18 protein-coding genes and 1 pseudogene are annotated in these 21658 nt (G+C 59.3%); 10 read left to right on the top strand and 9 right to left on the bottom strand.

Features of this window, described 5'->3' with window-relative positions; genetic code table 11:
- The first annotated feature begins 451 nt into the window (after window positions 1-451).
- Window positions 452-1936 carry an NCS1 family nucleobase:cation symporter-1 gene (locus QK293_RS20340; RefSeq protein WP_282380318.1) on the top strand — a complete coding sequence of 495 codons (1485 nt, stop codon included), beginning with the start codon at window positions 452-454 and terminating at the stop codon, window positions 1934-1936.
- A gap of 47 nt (window positions 1937-1983) precedes the next feature.
- Window positions 1984-3267 (top strand): Zn-dependent hydrolase, encoded by a 1284-nt coding sequence (locus QK293_RS20335; RefSeq protein WP_282380316.1) that lies wholly within the window; start codon window positions 1984-1986, stop codon window positions 3265-3267.
- A gap of 80 nt (window positions 3268-3347) precedes the next feature.
- On the opposite strand, the gene QK293_RS20330 is transcribed toward QK293_RS20335, so the two are convergent.
- Both QK293_RS20330 and QK293_RS20325 read right to left on the bottom strand, forming a co-directional pair.
- Window positions 3348-3761, bottom strand: coding sequence for a DUF6691 family protein (locus tag QK293_RS20330; protein WP_282380314.1), 414 nt, complete (start codon window positions 3759-3761; stop codon window positions 3348-3350).
- Between the two features lie 2 nt (window positions 3762-3763).
- On the bottom strand, window positions 3764-4198 hold the full coding sequence (locus QK293_RS20325) for a YeeE/YedE family protein (protein WP_282380312.1): 435 nt from the start codon (window positions 4196-4198) through the stop codon (window positions 3764-3766).
- A gap of 172 nt (window positions 4199-4370) precedes the next feature.
- On the opposite strand from QK293_RS20325, the gene QK293_RS20320 reads away from it, so the two are divergent.
- From QK293_RS20320 to QK293_RS20305, 4 genes are all read left to right on the top strand, one after another.
- Window positions 4371-4805 carry a carboxymuconolactone decarboxylase family protein gene (locus QK293_RS20320; protein WP_282380310.1) on the top strand — a complete coding sequence of 145 codons (435 nt, stop codon included), beginning with the start codon at window positions 4371-4373 and terminating at the stop codon, window positions 4803-4805.
- Window positions 4806-4808: 3 nt separating this feature from the next.
- Window positions 4809-5702 (top strand): RNA polymerase sigma factor SigJ, encoded by an 894-nt coding sequence (sigJ, locus tag QK293_RS20315; protein ID WP_282380308.1) that lies wholly within the window; start codon window positions 4809-4811, stop codon window positions 5700-5702.
- Between the two features lie 153 nt (window positions 5703-5855).
- Complete coding sequence (locus QK293_RS20310; protein WP_282380306.1) at window positions 5856-7352, top strand: helix-turn-helix transcriptional regulator; 1497 nt, start codon at window positions 5856-5858, stop codon at window positions 7350-7352.
- A gap of 130 nt (window positions 7353-7482) precedes the next feature.
- Complete coding sequence (locus QK293_RS20305; RefSeq protein WP_282380304.1) at window positions 7483-7731, top strand: DUF1652 domain-containing protein; 249 nt, start codon at window positions 7483-7485, stop codon at window positions 7729-7731.
- 414 nt (window positions 7732-8145) lie between these two features.
- Here QK293_RS20305 and QK293_RS20300 read toward each other — a convergent pair whose 3' ends face one another.
- From QK293_RS20300 to QK293_RS20280, 5 genes and pseudogenes are all read right to left on the bottom strand, one after another.
- Window positions 8146-9261: a Gfo/Idh/MocA family oxidoreductase gene (locus QK293_RS20300; protein WP_282380302.1), complete on the bottom strand. Its 1116-nt coding sequence runs from the start codon at window positions 9259-9261 to the stop codon at window positions 8146-8148.
- Between the two features lie 366 nt (window positions 9262-9627).
- A complete protein-coding gene (locus QK293_RS20295; RefSeq protein ID WP_008149805.1) occupies window positions 9628-10395 on the bottom strand; it encodes an SDR family oxidoreductase in 768 nt (255 codons plus the stop codon).
- A 45-nt stretch (window positions 10396-10440) separates the two neighbouring features.
- Window positions 10441-11508: a phosphotransferase family protein gene (locus QK293_RS20290; RefSeq protein ID WP_282380296.1), complete on the bottom strand. Its 1068-nt coding sequence runs from the start codon at window positions 11506-11508 to the stop codon at window positions 10441-10443.
- Window positions 11509-11652: 144 nt separating this feature from the next.
- Window positions 11653-12612: a 2-hydroxyacid dehydrogenase gene (locus QK293_RS20285; protein ID WP_282380294.1), complete on the bottom strand. Its 960-nt coding sequence runs from the start codon at window positions 12610-12612 to the stop codon at window positions 11653-11655.
- A 172-nt stretch (window positions 12613-12784) separates the two neighbouring features.
- Window positions 12785-13041, bottom strand: a pseudogene (locus QK293_RS20280) (TetR/AcrR family transcriptional regulator); the annotation flags it as partial.
- A gap of 181 nt (window positions 13042-13222) precedes the next feature.
- Between QK293_RS20280 and QK293_RS20275 the strand changes: the two are divergent.
- Both QK293_RS20275 and QK293_RS20270 read left to right on the top strand, forming a co-directional pair.
- Entirely contained in the window at window positions 13223-14503 is a 1281-nt protein-coding gene (locus tag QK293_RS20275) for an HAAAP family serine/threonine permease (protein ID WP_282380291.1), read from the top strand.
- A gap of 195 nt (window positions 14504-14698) precedes the next feature.
- Window positions 14699-16375, top strand: coding sequence for a SulP family inorganic anion transporter (locus QK293_RS20270; protein WP_282380289.1), 1677 nt, complete (start codon window positions 14699-14701; stop codon window positions 16373-16375).
- Between the two features lie 51 nt (window positions 16376-16426).
- Here the strand turns inward: QK293_RS20270 and acnB are convergent, their stop codons facing one another.
- Window positions 16427-19036, bottom strand: a complete 2610-nt coding sequence (gene acnB, locus QK293_RS20265) for a bifunctional aconitate hydratase 2/2-methylisocitrate dehydratase (RefSeq protein ID WP_282380351.1) — start codon at window positions 19034-19036, stop codon at window positions 16427-16429.
- 408 nt (window positions 19037-19444) lie between these two features.
- Here acnB and QK293_RS20260 point away from each other — a divergent pair, with 408 nt between their 5' ends.
- Window positions 19445-19915: a DUF1289 domain-containing protein gene (locus QK293_RS20260; RefSeq protein WP_282380349.1), complete on the top strand. Its 471-nt coding sequence runs from the start codon at window positions 19445-19447 to the stop codon at window positions 19913-19915.
- A 96-nt stretch (window positions 19916-20011) separates the two neighbouring features.
- Here QK293_RS20260 and QK293_RS20255 read toward each other — a convergent pair whose 3' ends face one another.
- A complete protein-coding gene (locus tag QK293_RS20255; protein ID WP_282380287.1) occupies window positions 20012-20875 on the bottom strand; it encodes a universal stress protein in 864 nt (287 codons plus the stop codon).
- A 159-nt stretch (window positions 20876-21034) separates the two neighbouring features.
- On the opposite strand from QK293_RS20255, the gene miaE reads away from it, so the two are divergent.
- Window positions 21035-21643, top strand: coding sequence for a tRNA isopentenyl-2-thiomethyl-A-37 hydroxylase MiaE (miaE, locus tag QK293_RS20250; protein WP_282380285.1), 609 nt, complete (start codon window positions 21035-21037; stop codon window positions 21641-21643).
- Window positions 21644-21658: the final 15 nt, after the last annotated feature.

Raw genomic sequence — 21658 nt, 5'->3', positions numbered from 1 at the left:
AAAGTTAGTCTGAGTTTACGGATAGAGCAAGAATATTTTTTATAAGCTTATATCTGTTTTAACGTATTGATATTTAAGGTTTAAATCGTGAATTTACCAAAATGGTGAGGCCTCTCACCATTTTGACGCACTTGACAGGTTCTAAAAATAGACGAGATTTCTTATGTGAAATCAGCCGGTTGAGGATGGTCTATGGTTGATGCGCGACGTTGAAAAAAAGTGGTATGCACCAGATTGAGTCCTGACGGTTCGGACAACTTGCCTCGCATTCGGCCTGAGTGAACAAGCAAGTCACCGGTGACTCATCGGGTATACAAATAAAACTGATCAACATCAGTTGGTTACAACGTTTTGATGGAACTGCCCGATGCGCAAACGGGGTGGCCGGCACGTTTATTGATGCCGCCAGCCCTTGATGAGCAAAAATAATCAAAAGAACAGTGGAGCGGCCATGCAACAGATCAGATCGCAAGTGACCGAGCGCGACGGCTTGTTTGAGCTCGAAGCCGGCAGTGACGTCCTCGACAGTCCCCGTTACAACCACGACATGGCACCGACCAAGGTGCACGAACGAACCTGGAACAAATGGCACATCACCGCGTTATGGATTGGCATGGCGGTCTGCGTGCCGACCTACACCCTCGGAGGCGTGCTCACCGCCTATTTCGGCTTGAGCGTCGGCGAAGCACTGCTGGCGATTCTGTTCGCCAACATCATCGTACTGATCCCTCTGACCCTGAACGCCTTTCCCGGCACCAAGTACGGCATTCCGTTTCCGGTGCTGCTGCGTTCGTCTTTCGGGATTCTCGGCTCCAACATTCCGTGCCTGATCCGTGCGCTGGTAGCGTGTGGTTGGTTCGGCATTCAGACGATGTTCGGCGGACTGGCCATTCACCTGTTTCTCGGCTCGGTGTTCGAGGATTGGAAAGCCCTTGGCGGTATCGGTGAAGTGATCGGCTTCATGGTGTTCTGGGCCTTGAACCTGTGGGTGGTGATTCGCGGTGCGGACTCGATCAAATGGCTCGAAACCCTCTCGGCGCCGTTGTTGGTGCTGGTGGGCGTGGGGCTGTTGGTGTGGGCCATGCCGAACGTGTCGATGACCGAGTTGCTGGCGATCCCGGCCAAACGTCCGGAAGGCGCCAGCGTGGTCAGTTACTTTGCCGCCGGGCTGACCGCCATGGTCGGGTTCTGGGCCACCTTGTCCTTGAACATTCCGGATTTCAGCCGCTATGCGAAAAGCCAGAAGGATCAGATCGTCGGGCAGATTATCGGCTTGCCGCTGACCATGTTCTTGTTTGCCTCCCTTGGCGTGGTGATGACGGCGGCCTCGGTAAAACTGGTGGGCGTCACCGTCTCCGATCCGGTCACCCTGATCGGCCATATCCAGAGCCCGGTCTGGGTCGCGTTGGCCATGGCGCTGATCATCATCGCCACGCTGTCGACCAACACCGCGGCCAACATCGTTTCACCGACCAACGATTTCCAGAACGTCGCGCCCACGTTCATCAACCGCACCAAAGCGGTGTTGCTCACCGGCCTGGTCGGCTTGGCGCTGATGGCCCATGAGCTGTTGAAGAAGCTCGGATTGATCGTCTCGGATTTAAGCCTGGAGACGGTGTATTCCAACTGGCTGCTGGGCTATTCGAGTCTGCTGGGGCCGATCGCCGGGATCATGGTGGTGGACTATTTCCTGATCAAGAAACAGCAACTGGACCTGGCTGGCCTTTACCGCGACGACGTTTACCCGGCATGGAACTGGTTCGGTTTCATCGCGTTTGGTGTGCCGGTGGCGCTGACGCTGCTGTCGCTCGGCAGTGACGCATTCAGCTGGTTCTACAGCTATGGCTGGTTTACCGGCTCAGCGCTTGGCGGGCTGATTTATTACGGGTTGTGCTCGATGCGCCCCAGCCCGTCAATCGCGAAGTCCGCGGTTTGATCGTCCCTACGCTCCGCGTGGGAACTAGAAGAACAGAGGAGATCATCATGAACGCTGCCGTAGACGTTCTGCAGTCCACCCATCAGCACATCAACCGCGACCGCTTGTGGCAGTCGCTTATGGACCTGGCCAAGCTCGGCGCCACGGTCAAGGGCGGCGTCTGTCGCCTGGCCCTGACCGACCTCGACCGCCAGGCCCGGGACATTTTCGTCAACTGGTGCGAGGAGGCCGGTTGCACCGTCAGCATCGACGCCGTCGGCAACATCTTCGCCCGTCGTCCGGGCCGCAACCCGAACCTGCCCCCGGTGATGACCGGCAGCCACATCGACACCCAACCCACCGGCGGCAAGTTCGACGGCTGCTTCGGTGTGCTGGCCGGCGTCGAAGTGCTGCGCACCCTCAATGACCTGGGCGTGGAAACCGAAGCGCCACTGGAAGTGGTGGTCTGGACCAACGAGGAAGGCTCACGCTTCGCCCCCTGCATGATGGGCTCCGGTGTGTTCGCGGAAAAATTCACCCTCGAAGAAACCCTGGCCAAGGTCGATGCCGAGGGCATTACCGTCGGTGAAGCCTTGAACGCCATCGGCTATGCCGGCGAGCGCAACGTCAGTGGCCATGCCGTCGGCGCCTATTTCGAGGCGCATATCGAACAAGGCCCGATCCTCGAAGACGAGCACAAAACCATCGGCGTGGTGATGGGCGCCCTCGGCCAGAAATGGTTTGACCTGAAACTGCGCGGCGTCGAAGCCCACGCCGGCCCGACGCCGATGCACCTGCGCAAGGACGCCCTGGTCGGCGCTTCGGTGATCGTCGGTGCGGTCAATCGCGCGGCCCTCGGTCATCAGCCGCACGCCTGCGGCACCGTCGGTTGCCTGCAAGCCTATCCCGGCTCACGCAACGTCATCCCCGGCGAAGTGCGCATGACCCTGGACTTCCGTCATCTGGAACCGGCGCGTCTGGATTCGATGATTGCCGAAGTCCGCGAAGTTATCGAAACCACCTGCGAGGAACACGGCCTGTCCTTCGAACTCACACCCACCGCCGACTTTCCGCCGCTGTACTTCGACAAAGGCTGTGTCGAAGCGGTGCGCGGCGCCGCCCAAGGGCTGGGCCTGTCGCACATGGACATCGTCAGCGGAGCAGGGCACGACGCAATCTTCCTCGCCGAACTCGGCCCGGCCGGGATGATCTTCGTGCCGTGCGAAGGCGGCATCAGCCACAACGAAATCGAAAACGCCGCGCCGGATGATCTGGCGGCCGGGTGTGCGGTGTTGTTGCGGGCAATGCTGGCGGCGTCGGCGGCGATTGCCGGCGGTCAATTGGCAGTTTGAAACGCAAAAAAATCGTAGCCGCCGGCAACACTTGCGCCGCCGAAGGCTACGATCTCTTGACATTGACCTGGCGAGACGACTTAACGACGCGCTTGCAACACTCTGAATATCAACATCCCCGCCAGCATGGCGATCGCAAATACCCACGCCTGCCAATGCCCCGTCGGCAACAGCACCAGCGCCGGCCCGGGGCAGATGCCCGCAATGCCCCACCCGACCCCGAACAGTAGGCTGCCACCGATCAAGCGTCGATCCAGTTCACGACTGACCGGCAACTGCATCGGCGCCCCCAGCAACGACGTGGATTGTTTCATGGCCCAGTGAAACGGCACCCAGGCCACGGCAATCGCCCCGATCATGACCAGCGCCAGGGATGGGTCCCACAAACCGGTTACATCGAGAAACCCCAGCACTTTGGCCGGGTTGGCCATACCGGCCAACAGCAGGCCGATGCCGAACAACAGGCCGGCGAGGAAAGCCGTGAGTTTTTTCATGTTCAAAACCCCAACAGATGGCGCAGGACAAACACGGTCACAAAGCCCGCGAACATGAAGCTCAACGTCGCGACGATGGAGCGTGGTGACAGCCGCGAGATACCGCACACCCCGTGGCCACTGGTGCAACCAGAGCCATAACGGGTGCCGATCCCGACACACAATCCGGCGATGATCAGCCCCACGGTACCGGTCTTGAATTCGATGGCCGGCCACACCTGAAACAACGCCCACAACAGGGGGGCCGCCAGCAGTCCGAGGATGAAAAAGGCTTTTTCGCCCCGTCCCGAACCACCCGGCGCTAGCAGACTGCCGAGTAATCCGCTAATCCCGGCGACCCGCCCATTGGCCACGAGCATCACGCTGGCCGCCAAGCCGATCAACGCACCTCCTGTCAACGCGGACCAAGGAGTGAAATGCAGCGTATCCAGCATCATGGCAACTCTCCAGGCAGGTAAAGCACAGCATTAAACCACTCTTTGACTTGAGCTTAGGGCAGCCGCCGCGAAAAGGATCTACGACCAAAAAATCACAGGTACTGCCGGCGCGTCACAAACTGTAGTGCTATTTCGTCATCTCGTTGAATCCCTTAAACAGTTGAGCAACACGATGTCGTCCAACACCCAACCGATTAACCTGCTGCAATCCATTCCTCAAGTCTTCGAAAGCCTGACTCAGGTGCATGTCACCCTCGACAATCACGACCTGCCAGCGAGGCTGAAGCATTTGATCCACCTGCGTGCCTCGCAGATCAACCAATGCGGTTTCTGCGTGAAGATGCACACCCGCGAGGCCCGTGACGCCAATGAAAGCAACGAGCGGCTGGACCGTTTGATCGTCTGGCGCCACGTCAGTGATTTCAGCGCCTCCGAACGTGCCGCCCTGGCCTGGACCGAGGCCCTGACCGTACTCGATGAAAAGACCGACTACGCCCGCTTGCGCGGTGACTTGCGCGGGCATTTCAACGACGCCCAGATCGGTGCCTTGACGGCCGAGATTGGCATGATCAACCTGTGGAACCGTTTGCAGGTGTCGAGGCACTGATCGATGAATTCCGCTGAACACGTTGCCGCTGTGTTCGAGCAGCGCCGGCCCTTTTTGCTCGGTCTGGCGTATCGCATCCTCGGCTCGCGCGCCGAAGCCGAGGATGTGGTGCAAGAGCTGTTCATCAAGTGGCTAGAGGCCGATCGGGCTTCCATTGCCACCCCGGCCGCCTGGCTGACCACGGCGTGCACCCGGCACTGCATCGATCTGCTGCGCTCGGTCCACAAGTCGCGGGTTGATTACGTCGGCACCTGGCTGCCAGAACCGATTCACACCACCCATCAGGATTCACCCGAACACAAGCATGAACTGGCCTCGTCGCTGTCCACCGCGTTCTTGTTGTTGCTGGAACGGCTAACCCCCAAGGAGCGCGCCGCCTATCTGCTCTACGAAATTTTCGACATGGATTACGCGCAAGTCGCGGACGCGGTCGGGGTTCAAGAATCTGCGTGCCGCAAACTGGTGTCCCGGGCGAAGGCCCGCCTGGGCAGCGGACAAACTCGCTTTCAGCCGGAACCGGCTCGTCAGGACCAATTGCTCAGCGCTTTCCATCGCGCCATCGCCAGCGGCTCGACCTCGTCCTTGACCGCGATGCTCGCCGAAGACGTCGAACTCTGCGCTGACAGTGGCGGCAAGGCCTCGGCCATCCGCGAAACGTTGTCCGGCATTTCCAGCGTGCTGGATTTCATTGCTCAGTCGTTGCACGTCTATTGGCAGACTTGCGAATGGCTGCCCTGCGAAATCAATGGCGCTCAAGGTGTAATCATCAAGGCCGACGGGGTCATCACTGCATCGATGACCTTTGGTGTTGACGAAGCAGGGCGGGTGAGCCGGATTTTCATCATGCGTAACCCGGAGAAGTTGGCGGGGCTGGAAGCGTCTTTGCTGTTGCAGTAGTTAAACCCCAATCGTCAGTTTCACACCGTCCGTAGCAGCTGCCGAAGGCTGCGTTCGGCAGCTGCTACACGTGCTTTGCACTATCCCAACCCCCCGCGGTCGTAGTCTTCACAGGGTTGCGCATGAATGCGCCGCCGCACGCGTGGAGATCCAATGAGCCAGGACGTCCTGATCACTGAAACCAATCGTCGTCAGTTGCAGCAGATTATCGCCGGCCTGTCCGATGGGGTGATTCTGGTGGAGCTCGACCAGACCCTCCTCTGGGCCAATGACGCCGCGCTGGCCATGCACGGCGTCGGGGAGCTCAGCGAGCTGGGGGCGAATGCCAAGGAGTACGCCAAGCGCTTCGCCTTGCGTTATCGCAATAATCATCCGGTTCAGCGCGACAATTATCCGATCAGCCGCGTCGCCCGAGGCGAGACCTTCAGTGATGTGTTGGTTGAGGTGACGCCTGCGGACGACGAAGAGCGCACCCGGGTCCACAGTGTGCGCAGCATGATACTGAGCGACAGCGCGGGCGAGCCCGAGTCGCTGGTGCTGATCATGAACGATGTCACAGAGTGGGCCAGCGCCGAGCAGCGTTTCGAAAAAACCTTCAATGCCAACCCGGCCCCGGCTGTGATCTGTCGCCTCAGCGATTTGCGCTACATCAAAGTCAACCCGGGCTTCCTGGAGATGACCGGTCATGCCCGTGATCAGGTGATCGGCAGTTCGACCTATGAACTGGACATACTGGAAGGGGCCGAAAACAAAGACCTGGCCAAGCAGCGTTTGCGCGAAGGGGCGACTATTCCGCAAATGCAGGCCCAGCTGCAGTTGCCAGACGGTGGCAGCAAACAGGTGATCGTCGCCGGCCAGCCCCTTGAGCTGAACGACGAAGCCTGCATGCTGTTTTCCTTCGTGGACATCGAGCCCCGGCATAAGGCCGAAGTCGCCTTGCGCCAGAGCGAGGAGCGTTTTGCCAAGGCTTTTCGTCTGACCCCGGTGCCGATCCTGGTGTGTAACGCCAGCGATCAGGTGGTGATGGACGTCAATGAAGCCTTCCTCGATACGCTCGCGTATCCCAGTGAAGAAGTGCTCGGCAAGACTGTGGCGCAGATCGAATTTATCGATGACACAGGCGCTCGCACGCGACTTTTTTCGGCCCTGGAAAAAACCGGAAGTGTGGATCGTGTCGATGTTCGGGTACGCAAGAAAGGCGCCCAGCTGATCGATTGCGCGGTCTCGGCCGACACCGTGAACATTCAGGACAACCCCTGCTACCTGCTGGTGTTTATGGACATCACCGAGCGTAAACGTACAGAGCTGGAGTTGGTGTCGGCGATCGAAGAGGTGATGAAAGACGCCTCCTGGTTCAGCCGCACGCTCATCGAGAAGCTCGCCAACGTGAAGAACGTCAACTCGCCGCAGTTGCCTAGCGTGTCTTTCACCGACCTGACTGCCCGTGAACGCGATGTGCTGGGGCTGATCTGCGAGGGCTTGGCCGACAAGGAAATCGCCGCGCGGCTGAAGCTCGCGCCCAACACCGTGCGTAACCATGTGTCGACGGTGTATTCCAAACTCGATGTGCACAGTCGCAGCGAGGCGATTGTCTGGGCTCGCGAGCGCGGTTTGTTCTCCAGCGAGTGGCGGCCCAAGGCCCAGCGTTAGGTGCAAATGCACTACTCGAAGGGGTGCAAATGGATGTTCTGGGCGGGTGCGGCAGTTCTTAGGCTGTGAGGGTGCGATACAGGTCTTCGGGTATCGCGTCCCTTTCGAAAACAGCTACAGGAACTGCAGGATGATTTACGTGGCGCAATTGCGTATGCAACTGGAGCGGAGTTTTTCGCCGTTGGCCTGTGACTGCAGTGTTACAGGTGATAACTCGCTGACGGTGAAGCTCTATCATCCGGTGTCGGGGCAGGTGGATCTGGTGGTCAGTGGGTTGAGCGTGGGTAATCTTAGAACGCCGGAGGCGGTGGCAGTGTTGATCGAAGAGCTGCGGTATGAGCTTGAGAGCAATACGTTGCATCGTCCCGTGATTTCCTAGGAACTGTCGGGTTTGGCTGGCGGTCGTACAAGGTATACGAAAGTTTTTTTCTGTGACCGGTCCGCGTGTTCGCGTTGAGGGTGTTGGGTCGCGGAACTATCTCGATCACTTACCGCGGGTCAGCCTATGAACAGTCTTGGGAAACGCGTTTTTGCTCCACTGTCGTTTGCACTCTGCGTCGCGATTCTGGGGGGGTGTGCCAGTCCGCCACCGCCACCTCCCGCCGCGCCGCCTCCACCTCCTGTACGCACTTGCCAGACCACCGAAAACACCGATGTGCAAGGCGATATGAGGGCTGAGGGGCAGGTGACCCGGGAAACGACGCTCACTCGTTGCGTCACTCAGTAAGCATTCATTTGCTCATGTTGTACCGCCAGCGGCGCTGTCTGCTGGCGGGTATCCCCCGCGTTTCGTTCAGACATCCTCGATCCTGACCCACCGCGACTCCCGCGCTGCCAACCGAATCGCCGTCGCCAGACGTTCGACCTCCCACGCCTGCTCGAAGTCCGTTCCGCGCTGGCCGACCCCGGCCAACGCCATCACCAGATCATGGACCTCCAGTGTCTTGAGTTCGTTGTAGCCGAGCTGATGCCCAGCCGCCGGGCTGAACGCCGCATACCCCGGCAGGTTCGGCCCTGCCAGCAAGCGTTGGAAGCCATCCTGCCCGGCGCGATAAAGACGCAGTTCATTCAGACGTTCCTGATCGAACGCTAACGTCCCTTGGGTGCCGCTGATTTCAAAACTCAGGTGATTTTTGTAGCCGTGCTTGAGCCAACTGCTGCTGAACGTCCCCCGGGCGCCGTTAGCAAACCGCAACAAGGCGTGGACCTGATCGTCGACGGCGATACGGCGTTGTTCCGGACTGCCAGCCGAGGCGGGACGTTGCCGGTGCACGGTCTGGGTGTCGGCGCTGACTGCCTCGACATCGCCCACCAGATAACGGGCCATGGCCAACAAGTGACTGCCCAGATCGGCCAATGCGCCGCCGGCATGATCGGCATCGCAACGCCAGGACCAGGGTGATGCAGGATCGGCCATGAAGTCTTCGCTGAATTCACCCTGGAAACTGATGATCTGGCCCAAGTCGCCGTTTTCAATCAGCTCCCGGGCAAGCCCGATCATCGGGTTGTGCTGATAGTTGTAACCCACCCGCGTCACCACACCCGCCGCTTTGGCCGCCAGGCGCATGGCGTCGGCCTGTTCCAGATTCACCGCCAACGGTTTTTCGCAGTACACCGGTTTTCCGGCGGCGAGGGCGGCCATGGCCATGGGGTAGTGCAGGTGATTGGGCGTGGTGATAGCGATCAGATTGACCTTGGGGTCATCGATCAGTTGCTGCCAGTCGGTATGAGCGGTGTCGAACCCCCAGGCATCAGCACAGTGGCGGGCACGCTGCGGATCGGCGTCGGCCAGGGCCGCGAGTTTAAGCTTGAGGGGTAGTTCGAAAACCGCGCTGACGTTGCGAAACGCCAAGGCATGGGCGCGGCCCATGAAACCTGTGCCGATGAGTCCGATACCGAGTTCGCGCATAGCCGGGGTCCTTTTGGATTTTATTTTCAGGAGGGGCTATTAATGGAATAAATATTCCTAATGAGCAATATGTAGAATAAATATTCCCTAGTCTGTACTGAAAACAAAAAAGGCAGCCCAGGGCTTAATGCCGATCAGTTAAGGAACTGCAGGCAAAACACGCTCTTTGTAGCAGCTGGCGAAGCCTGCGTCCGGCTGCGTAGCAGTCGTAAAGCCTGAGTGCGAGGTCTTCCTGAAACATACTTGTCGACTGATTTCACGACTGCTACGCAGCCGGACGCAGGCTTCGCCAGCTGCTACAGATCGTGTTACGGCTTAACTGATCGGTATTAGCCCAAGGCTACCTTTTTTACATTCAAAAACGGATCAGGACAGGAACCCCCCATCCACATTCAATGAAACGCCAGTGGTATAGCTCGATGCATCACTCGCCAGGTACAACACCGCACCCGCCATCTCACTCGGATCCGCCACGCGCTTGAGCGGAATCTGCTGCAATGCGGTGTTCAAAATAGCCTCGTTCTTCACCAGCGCCGAAGCAAACTTGGTGTCGGTCAGGCCTGGCAGCAGGGCGTTGCAGCGAATACCGAACTGCGCGCATTCCTTGGCGAATACTTTGGTCATGTTAATGACGGCAGCCTTGGTCACCGAGTAGATGCCCTGGAAAATCCCCGGCGAGATGCCGTTGATCGAAGCAACGTTGATGATGCTACCGCCGCCGTTTTCGCGCATCAACTTGCCGGCTTCCACCGACATGAAGAAGTAGCCGCGGATGTTCACGTCGACGGTTTTCTGAAAGGCGCTGAGGTCGGTGTCCAGTACGTTGCAGAACTGCGGGTTGGTCGCGGCGTTGTTGACCAGGATGTCCAGGCGGCCGAACTGTTCGCGGATGCCGGCGAAGACCTGGCTGATCTGCTCCATTTCACCGATGTGGCATGCGACGGCGGTGGCTTTGCCGCCGGCGGCGATGATCGCGTCGGCCACGTGCTGGCAGCCGTCGAGTTTGCGGCTCGAGACGATGACGTGGGCGCCTTGCTGGGCCAGCAGTTTGGCGATGGCTTCACCGATGCCGCGGCTGGCGCCGGAGACGAAAGCGATCTTGCCGTCGAGGTCGAACAACTGAGTCTTGGACATGGTTTTTCCTTGTTATGGAGGCCAGGGGTGCGATCAGAGCCGCGATCAGAGGCTGGATTTCGAAATGACTTGCAGGCTCATCTGCTCCAGCAGTTTGTTCATGTGAATGAACTGCGCGAAGCGTTTGTCCTGTGTCTGACCATGGAAGAAGCGGTAGTAGATCTGCTGCACGATGCCGGCCAGGCGGAAGAGGCCGTAGGTGTAGTAGAAGTCGAAATTGTCGATCTGGATGCCTGAGCGCTCGGCGTAGTAATCGACGAACTCGCGGCGGGTCAGCATGCCCGGGGCGTGGCTCGGCTGGCGGCGCATCAGTTGCACCGGCGCCGGGTCATCGGCTTCGATCCAGTAGGCGAGGGTGTTGCCCAGGTCCATCAGCGGGTCGCCGAGGGTGGTTAGCTCCCAGTCGAGCACGCCGATGATTTGCATCGGGTTGTTCGGGTCGAGGATCACGTTGTCGAAGCGGTAGTCGTTGTGGACGATGCTGGAGGTCGGGTGATCGGCAGGCATCTTGTCGTTGAGCCAGGCTTTGACCGCCTCCCACTTCGGCGCGTCCGGGGTCAGGGCTTTCTCGTAACGGTCGCTCCAGCCTTTAATCTGCCGCGCGACATAACCTTCGGGTTTGCCAAGGTCGCCCAGGCCATAGGCGTTGTAGTCGACCCGGTGCAGTTCAACAAACTTGTCGATGAAGCTTTTGCACAGCGTTTCGGTTTGCACCGAATCAAGACCCAGTTCCAGCGGCAGTTCGGAGCGCAGGATAATCCCGTTGACCCGTTCCATCACATAAAACTCGGCGCCGATCACCGATTCATCGGTGCAGTGCACGTAGGCTCTGGGGCAGTACGGAAAACCGTCGCGGAGCTGATTGAGAATGCGAAATTCGCGGCCCATGTCATGAGCGGACTTGGCCTTGTGCCCAAACGGCGGCCGACGCAGGACGAACTCCTGTTCGGGGTATTCCAGCAAGTAGGTGAGGTTCGACGCACCGCCGGGAAACTGGCTGATTTTCGGTAAGCCACTGAGGCCCGGAAAGTGGGCCTTGAGGTACGGATCGATCAGGCTGGCATCGAGTTCTTCGCCGGTGCGGATACGGGTGGACTGGTCAGTAAGCGCCATGCTTATCCCTTCTACTTATTCTGGAGGCCAGAGACTATTGGATAATCTAATGTGCATACCCGGCACTCACAACCACGTGCAGCCCTTATAGGTGAGCGTGTTGCCGGGCAATCATTGTTTTTGATACATCTGTTTGAATGGTCGTCAAATCACACTCATCGACGATGGCAGGGCAATCGGGGTCAATACTGGATCTCCGGAGAAAAACGCTACCAGGTTGCGACCTACCAGTTCCACAGTGCCTTGAGTGGCTTCCGGGGACAGGCCGGCGACATGCGGGGTGAGGATCACATTGGCCAGCACCTTGAGCGCATTCGGTATCTGGGGTTCTGCGTCGAAGACATCCAGCGCAGCCCCGGCAATTCTGCGCTGCTCAAGCGCGCTGATCAGGTCTGCAGTGACGATCACGCTGGCTCTGGCGATGTTGACGATGAACCCGTTGGGCCCCAGGGCGTCGAGTACTTGTCGGTTGATCAGGTGTTTGGTGCCCAGGCCACCGGGGGTGGCAATAATCAAAAAGTCTGAGGCCCGTGCCAGCTCGGCGGGCGTCGAGCAGAAGCTGTACGGCACGTCGCGGCGATGTTGGCGGTTGTGGTAACTGACCGTCATGTCGAAGCCGTTGGCGCCGCGTTTGGCGATGGCCATGCCGACCGCCCCGAGCCCCAGGATGCCCAGGCGCTTGCCGGCCAGGGAAGGGCGCATGATTTTCGGCCACTCATCACGGCGCACGGCGGCGTCGCAACGGGGAATGTCACGCACCAGCGAGAGCAGCATCGCCATGGCATGGTCGGCGACCGAAGAGGCATTGACTCCGGCGCCATTGGTGACAGTAATTCCCCGGTCGGCGGCGGCTTGCAGGTCGACGTGTTCGTAGCCGGCGCCGATCACGCAGATGATCTTCAGATTCGGCAGGGCAGCGATTTCATCGGCATACAGGCCCAATGGGCCACGGGTCAGCACCGCATCGATCTGGGCGCCATGCCGTGTGATGGCCTCGGCGCGCTCCGCAGGCGTAGGCGCCAGAATCAGGTGAAAGCCCTGATGTTCGAGAATCGGCAGGTAATCATTGATGGTTTCAACCAGTACCAGAACGGTTGCGGGCATGCTGGACTCCTGTGGGCATCGGAAAGTCGGGGCTCGAACGTCGCTTCAGATTGCTGATTGCGCAACGGTTTGGCAATCACCAAAGGTCACAGGCTTGTGGCCTGCGACCTCAGTGTAGGAGGTTCGGCAGCTCTTACCTCTCCACAGTGTTCAACACTTTTATGAATGACTTTTAAACGGCCGTGTCCGAGGTGAGAAACGCGCGAGCCGCGTCGAGAATTTCATCGGACAAGGCGTCACCACGGGTAGCGCGGGCCAGGGTCAGGGCACCGACCATCAGCGAATAGTCCACCAACGCTTTTTGCCGATTGATGTCGGGCTGATCCGCGCCCATCAGCGGTGCCAGCATCTGCAACAATGCCTCAAGCCCTTGGGTATAGGTCTGGTGCAAACCGCTTTCAGCGGTTCATGACACATGTCGCCGGCAAAGCGGTCACCGGGCAGCTTTCGCGGGAATCTATTCCACACAACCACTCCTCAGCTAAGCCTTTGCTTCTGCTCATTAATCCCGGACAATCGCGCCCCTGTTTCGGCCAGGGCGCTGCCTGTCGGGTTTTTCCGACTCGTCCTGACCGGGTAGCAACTGACCGGAATGCGGAGATCCCACCGGATGAATGATCGGGCCAATAGCGTCGACGAACGCTATGTAGCGGCGGCACCAGCGACGCTTGAGCGCTGGAATCGCCATGACACCACCTGGATGCTGGGCCTGTTTGGCACGGCCATTGGGGCTGGCACGCTGTTTTTGCCGATCAACGCGGGTCTGGGCGGCTTCTGGCCGTTGCTGGTCCTGGCGGTGTTGGCGTTCCCCATGACTTTTTACGCACACCGTGGCCTGACACGCTTTGTGTTGTCCGGACGCGAAGGCGCGGACATTACTGAGGTGGTGGAAGAACACTTCGGGATCAAGGCCGGCGCGCTGATCACCTTGCTGTATTTCTTCGCGATCTTCCCGATCCTGTTGATTTACAGCGTGGCCTTGACCAACACCGTGGGCAGTTTCCTCGAGCATCAACTGCACATCATGCCGCCACCGCGCGCTGTGCTGTCGTTCGTGCTGATCCTCGGCCTGTTGGCGGTGGTACGTTGCGGCGAGCAAGCGATCGTCAAGGCCATGAGCCTGATGGTTTATCCGTTCATTGTTGCGCTGCTGTTCCTCGCGGTGTTCCTGATTCCTCACTGGAACGGCGGCATCCTCGCCACCGCTTCGACGCTTCCAGAACCATCGGCACTGTTGCACACGCTGTGGCTGGCGATTCCGGTGATGGTGTTCTCGTTCAACCATTCGCCGATCATCTCGGCGTTCGCGGTCGACCAGAAGCGTCGTTACGGCGAGCACGCCGAAGAGCGCAGCTCGCAGATCCTGTCTCGCGCCCACGCCTTGATGGTGGTGATGGTGCTGTTCTTCGTCTTCAGTTGTGTGCTGACCCTGTCGCCGGCGCAATTGGCGGAAGCCAAGGCGCAGAACCTGTCGATCCTGTCGTACCTGGCCAACCACTTCAGCAACCCGACCATCGCCTTTGCGGCGCCGTTGATTGCGTTCGTGGCCATTTCCAAGTCGTTCCTGGGTCACTACATCGGCGCCAGCGAAGGTCTTAAAGGTTTGATCGTGAAGACAGGCAAGCGCCCGGCGCCGAAGACCCTGGACCGCATGACCGCCGCCTTCATGCTGGTGGTCTGCTGGATCGTCGCCACGCTGAACCCGAGCATTCTCGGGATGATCGAAACCCTCGGTGGCCCGATCATTGCCGCGATCCTGTTCCTGATGCCGATGTACGCGATCCGCAAGGTGCCGGCCATGGCGCGTTATCGCGGTCAGGCTTCCAACGTCTTCGTGACGGCGGTGGGCCTGGTGGCGATCTCGGCGTTGATCTATTCGCTGACTGCCTGATTGGGCAAAACAACGGCCGCACTGTGCATACCGCACAGTGCGGCCGTTTTTTTTTGCCTGGCGTAAAGCTCGGCACCTGACCCAGTACACTCATCCCGTGGGGATTAGCGACTAAGCTTGAGGCTGCATTAGCTCGTCGTAGAGCGTTTGCCGGGGAGTTGCCCCGGCCCGTCAATCTTACTCTGGAGACGCTTCATGGCTCGAGCCCACGGCGCATCGGCGCAACCCCTTGCCGATAGGCCAAACCGTTGGCTGGATGTGTTGGCCGGGCTGTCGATTGCCGGTTTGTTGTTACCTGAGGCGGTCGCCTATTCAAGCATTGCTGCGTTGCCGCCTCAGGCGGGTGTGATTGCGTTATTTGCCGGCCTGCTGTGCTACGGGCTGTTCGGCACCAGTCGTTTTGCCATCGTTTCTGCGACGTCGTCTTCGGCGGCGGTGCTGGCCGCCGCCACAGCCACTTTGGCCAATGGTGATTCGGGCCTGCGCATCACCCTCGCGATTGGTCTGGTGCTGATGACGGGTGGGTTTTTCCTGCTGGCCGGTTTGTTCAAGCTCGGCAGCGTGACGTCGTTTATTGCCAAACCGGTGCTACGAGGCTTTGCCTTCGGCCTGGCAATGACGATCATCCTCAAGCAAGTAGCGAGCATCGTTGATGTGCACTTGAGCAACGGCAACCTGATCCGTTTCGTGCCGCAACTGCTTGAGCAGTTACCGCAGTGGAACCGGGTCGGCGCGCTTGTGGCGGCCGTGTCCTTGCTGGTGCTGTGGCTGTGCGCGCGGGTCAGGCGTTTGCCGGGTGGCTTGCTGGTGGTGGCGCTCGGCATCGCGGCCGGCCAATGGCTGAACTTGCCAGCCTATGGGGTGAAACTGATCGGCGTGATCGACCTGAGCCTGGAAGTGCCTCGTCTTCCCGTATTGCCATTTACCGACTGGCTGCGCCTGGGAGAATTGGCGTTTGCCATGGTGATGATTCTGTATGCCGAGTCTTACGGATCGATCACCTCGTTTGCGCTCAAGCACGGCGACCGTGTGTCCTCGAACCGCGATCTGCTGGCGCTCAGTGCGGCCAATGTGCTGTCGGGCCTGTTCCATGGCATGCCGGCGGGCGCTGGTTACTCTGCGACGTCGGCCAATGAGGCCGCGGGTGCAGGATCGCGTCTGGCCGGTGCGGTAGCGGCGGGGGTGGTGTTGCTCATCGTGTTGACGGTGTTGCCCTGGATTGCCCTGACCCCCGAGCCGGTGCTGGCGGCCATTGTCATTCATGCATTGGCGCGCGGCTTGAGCCTGCAGCCCTTGGGCCGGTACTTTATCTGGCGCCGCGACCGTCTATTGGTGATCTGTGCGGTGGCGGCGGTGCTGGTACTGGGTGTGTTGGACGGCTTGTTGGTGGCGGTGGTGATCAGCGTGGTGCTGATGTTGAAACAGATGTCGTCGGCGGATATTCAGGTGCTAGGGCAAATGGGCGGTGGCCATGATTTTGTCGACGTGCAGCGCCATCCCCAGGCCATCGAGATCCCCAGTGTGCTGATTGTCAGACCGAGCGAGGCGCTGTTTTTTGCCAACGTGGAGCGCATTCTGGGCGGTGCACTGCGTCTGGCCCGACAGGCAGAGCCACCGATTCATACAATAATTCTCAGTCTGGAGGAGTCTCCCAACCTGGATGGCACCAGCATCGAGGCGCTGGAGGCGTTCTTTATGCACGTGCGAGCCGAGGACAAACTGCTGATTCTGGCGCGGCTCAAGCACGAGGCCAAAGCGGTGCTCTCACTGTTGCCGCCGCAGGAACTCGCGCAGGTGATACTCAGCGGCTTGAGCGTCGACGGCGCTGTGCAACAAGCGCTTCAGGCAAACGGGCACCTTTCGCAGGCATAAAAAAACGCCGCACATCTCACGATGGGCGGCGTTTTTCATGGCGTTGCAGCGTTAGGCTTGAACGACCGGGATGTTGGCGTTCGCAGCAGCTTCACGGAACTCGGCGATCTGGTCGAAGGACAGGTAGCGGTAAACATCGGCCGCCATGCTGTCGATCTTGCCAGCGTATTCCATGTACTCCTCGACGGTCGGCAAGCGACCCAGGATGGAAGCAACAGACGCCAGCTCAGCCGAAGCCAGGTAGACGTTCGCGCCGTCACCCAGACGGTTCGGGAAGTTACGGGTCGAAGTCGACACAACTGTCGAGTTCGGCTCTACACGTGCCTGGTTACCCATGCACAGCGAGCAGCCTGGCATTTCCATGCGAGCGCCGGCCTTGCCGTAGATGCCGTAGTAGCCTTCTTCGGTCAGCTGGTGAGCGTCCATTTTGGTCGGCGGCGACAGCCACAGACGGGTTGGAAGCTGACCCTTGACCTGATCCAGCAACTTGCCGGCAGCGCGGAAGTGACCGATGTTGGTCATGCACGAACCGATGAACACTTCGTCGATCTTCTCGCCAGCAACGCTGGACAGCAGACGGGCGTCGTCCGGATCGTTTGGCGCGCAGAGCACAGGCTCTTTGATGTCGGCCAGGTCGATTTCGATGATTTCAGCGTACTCGGCGTCAGCATCGGCAACCATCAGCTCAGGGTTGGCAACCCAGGCTTCCATCGCTTGAGCGCGACGTTCCAGGGTACGAGCATCGCCGTAGCCTTCGCCGATCATCCAGCGCAGCAGGGTGATGTTGGAGTTCAGGTACTCGGTGATCGAGTCTTTCGACAGTTTGATGGTGCAACCGGCAGCCGAACGTTCAGCCGAGGCGTCGGACAGCTCGAAAGCCTGTTCGATGCTCAGATTGTCCAAGCCTTCGATTTCCAGAATGCGGCCGGAGAAGGCGTTCTTCTTGCCTTTCTTCTCGACGGTCAGCAGGCCAGCCTGAATCGCGAAGTAAGGAATGGCGTGAACCAGGTCGCGCAGGGTGACGCCCGGTTGCATTTTGCCTTTGAAGCGCACCAGGATCGATTCCGGCATGTCCAGCGGCATAACGCCGGTGGCCGCAGCGAACGCAACCAGACCGGAACCGGCCGGGAACGAAATGCCCATCGGGAAACGGGTGTGGGAGTCACCACCGGTACCGACGGTGTCCGGCAGCAGCATACGGTTCAGCCAGCTGTGGATGATGCCGTCGCCCGGACGCAGGGAAACGCCGCCGCGGGTCATGATGAAGTCTGGCAGGGTGTGGTGAGTGGTCACGTCGATCGGCTTTGGATAAGCCGCGGTGTGGCAGAAGGACTGCATCACCAGATCGGTCGAGAAGCCCAGGCACGCCAGGTCTTTCAGTTCGTCACGGGTCATGGGACCGGTGGTGTCCTGGGAACCGACGGTGGTCATTTTCGGTTCGCAGTAGGTGCCTGGACGAACGCCTTTGCCTTCTGGCAGGCCGCAAGCCTTGCCGACCATTTTCTGTGCCAGGGTGAAACCCTTGCCGGTGTCGACAGGTGCTTCAGGCAGTTTGAACAGATCGGTAGGGCCCAGGCCCAGCTCGGCACGGGCCTTGTCGGTCAGGCCGCGACCGATGATCAGCGGAATACGACCGCCGGCACGAACTTCGTCCAACAGAACCGGAGTCTTCATTTCGAAGGTGGTCAGGACTTCGTCAGTGCCGTGTTTGCAGACTTTGCCAGCATGCGGATACAGGTCGATCACGTCGCCCATGTTCATGTTGGTCACGTCGAATTCGATCGGCAGTGCGCCGGCATCTTCCATGGTGTTGTAGAAGATCGGGGCGATTTTGCTGCCGAAGCAGAAACCGCCAGCACGCTTGTTCGGGACGTGAGGAATGTCGTCGCCGAAGAACCACAGCACCGAGTTGGTCGCCGATTTACGCGACGAACCGGTACCGACCACGTCACCGACGTAGGCGATTGGGAAACCGGAGTTGCGCATTTCTTCGATCTGCTTCATCGGGCCAGTCACGCCTTGGGCGTCAGGCTCGATGCCTTCACGGGCCATTTTCAGCATGGCCAGGGCGTGCAGCGGGATGTCCGGGCGGGACCAGGCGTCCGGGGCAGGGGACAGGTCGTCGGTGTTGGTTTCGCCGGTGACCTTGAACACGCGCAGGCTGATCTTGTCGGCCAGGGTAGGGCGGTTCTGGAACCACTCGCCGTCGGCCCAGGATTGCAGCACGCCTTTGGCGTGAACGTTACCGTTTTTGGCTTTTTCAGCGACGTCGTGGAAGGCATCGAACATCAGCAGGGTGTGCTTGAGTTCTTCGGCAGCGACCGGGGCCAGTTCGGCGCTGTCGAGCAGGTCAACCAGGGTCACGATGTTGTAGCCGCCCTGCATGGTACCGAGCAGTTCAACAGCACGCTTCTTGTCGATCAGAGGGGATTTTGATTCGCCTTTAGCGAGGGCAGAGAGGAAACCGGCCTTAACATAGGCAGCTTCGTCCACACCTGGCGGAACGCGATGGGTGATCAGGTCAACGAGGAAAGCTTCTTCGCCAGCCGGGGGATTCTTCAGCAGCTCGACCAGGCCTGCAGTTTGTTCGGCGTTAAGCGGCTGGGGAACGATACCCAGTGCTGCACGCTCTTCGATATGTTTGCGGTAGGCTTCAAGCACAGTTATTACCCTCATCAGTGGTCCCAAATGGGTGTCCGGGACGCTCATCCCGAAATTGCCGTACTCATGCGCTGCGTGGCGTTGTGGGCCACTTAGCCAGAATTACCGGCAATTCCTTACAGAAGCTGCTTTCAAAGTTTTACGCCTGCAGAACGGGGAGCTGATGAGGGTTGGCGTAGAGCTTTTCCCCGCTGGAAAAACCCTTCGCCAACTCCGCTCTGAAGGAACGACTGTGCTCGTGACGCTTTGAAAACAGCTTCTAACGGACATTGGCGCCTTAAAAGGCTGGCTGATTCTACGGCAAAAAAAAATTAAAGGTAAGTTAGACCCTCAAGATTGAGGGGTGATCAATGTTAGACAAAGGGCTAACATGCCGACCTGTTCTGCTTTCCCGTGTTCTCCCTGACTATGCCCAATCAGACCATCAAGACCCCCTGCGTCGGCCTCTGCTCCACTGTTTACGGTGATTTGGTGTGCCGTGGCTGCAAGCGTTTCCACCATGAAGTGATCAACTGGAATGGTTACAACGAGGAAGAGAAGCGCGCGGTGTGGCTGCGTCTTGAGCAACTGCTGTCCCAGGTGATGGCCAGCAAGCTGGAAATTTTCGATCCCCAGCGACTGCGACTGCAGCTGGAGCAGCGCAAGATCCGCTTTGTGCCGCATCAGTCGGAATATTGCTGGGCGTATCAGTTGATCGCCCGGGGCGCGCGGGTCATCAACAATCTGGAAGCCTACGGAATGGTGCTGATGCCAGAGTTTCGCGACTGGAACCTGCCCGAATTACGGGACGCCATTGATCGGGAATTCTTTTTGCTGTCAGAGGCGCATTACCAGCGCTACATCGCGCCAGGCTTCCTCAGGGACGCCTTCGGCGCCTGATTTTTAAAGTCAAAAGATCGCAGGCTTCGCCAACGCCTACAGGTTGAACACATTCCCATGTAGGCGCTGGCGAAGCCTGCGATCTTTTGATCTTCTCTAGTGCTGGGTCACAATCTCCTCCAGATGATCCATGATCGTATCCGGTTTCAGCACCAGCACATCGCTCTCCACCGCATCCAGTACCACTTCCGCCGTATTACCGATCAACGCCCCCGACAACCCGGACCGCGCGACCGTACCGATCACGGTCACTGACGCCTGCAGCTTGTGGGCCATGTACGGAATCAACACATCCGCCGGGCCTTCGGCGATATGCAGGTGGTCGTCGTCGATGTCGAATTCGGCCTGAAAGGCCTTGCACTGTTCGCGATAGCGCGCCTCGATGGTTTCGCTGAGCTGCAACGTCGGGTCGGCTGACGACAGCATCGGTGATGGATGGGCGCTGATCACATGCAGGTGAGCCTTGGCCAGGCTGGCGATGTCATAGCCATGATCGATGATGGCAGCGTGCAGCGTACGGTGTTCGCCATCGGTATTACCGACGTCGATCGCCGCGAGAATGACCCCGCCCGACCAGGGTTTCGAGGTTTTGACCAGCAGCACCGGCGTCGGGCAGTAACGCAGCAGTTTCCAGTCTGCCGGAGTGAGGAGGGCTTTTTTCAGCGGGCTGTCGGGGTAATGCTGTTTGACCACCAGCCCGCAACCTTCAGCCTGCTGCACATCGACGATGGTTTCGTGCAGGCTTTCGTTCCAGGCCTGCTCGGTGGTGACGCTGTAGCCATCCTCCAGCAGCGCGGCCTTGAGCACGCCCAACATGCCGCTGTGGTCATGCTTGCGGTCGCAGACCAGCAGATGCAGATGCGCTTGGGTCACGCCAGCAATCAGCTTGGCCCGCTTAAGCGCCAGGCTTTCCGAGTGTTCGGGTTCGATGACCACCAGGATGCTGCGAATGGCTTGCATGATCGGGATCTCCAGGAAGTAAAAAATATTGCGTTGGACAACTATAGTTGCTCGCCGCGCTTTCGGGACTTGATGCATATCAACGGTCGCGACTGGTGGTCTGCCGGCAGGCCGGTATAATTGGCGCCCTTCGATTTGAACCTCTTATCCGTGAGCCCCATGATCCTTCCCGAAATTCACGAGTTCCTCGGCTGCCGTACCCCCGATGGCTGGGTTCAGGCCGCGTTGGCCGATCAGGAAACCCTGCTGATCGATCATAAAAACTGCGAATTCAAGGCAGCCAGCACGGCATTGAGCCTGATTGCCAAGTATCACTCCCACGTCGATTTGATCAACCTGATGTCGCGCCTGGCCCGGGAAGAACTGGTGCACCACGAACAGGTCATGCGCCTGATGAAAAAGCGCAAGATCGAGCTGCGTCAGCTGTCCGCCGGGCGATACGCGTCAGGCCTGCGCAAAGTGGTGCGCAGCCATGAGCCGGTCAAACTGGTGGACACCCTGGTGGTCGGTGCTTTTATCGAAGCCCGCAGCTGCGAGCGTTTCGAGGCGCTGGTGCCGCATCTGGACGAAGAGTTGGGCAAGTTCTACTTCGGCCTGCTGAAAAGCGAGGCCCGGCATTTCCAGGGTTACCTGAAACTGGCCTACCAGTACGGTGACGCCAAGGACATCGCCCTAGTGATCGACAAGGTCCGCGCCGCCGAGCAGGAGCTGATCGAGTCGCCGGACGTGGAGTTTCGTTTCCACAGCGGTGTGCCCGCCGCGGCCTGACGGTCACGGCCGCGG

The sequence above is a fragment of the Pseudomonas sp. AL03 genome, from assembly GCF_029960815.1.
Classification (GTDB): domain Bacteria; phylum Pseudomonadota; class Gammaproteobacteria; order Pseudomonadales; family Pseudomonadaceae; genus Aquipseudomonas.
The sequence above is the reverse complement of the archived record's forward strand: the minus strand, read 5'-3'. Positions and strand labels throughout refer to the sequence as shown.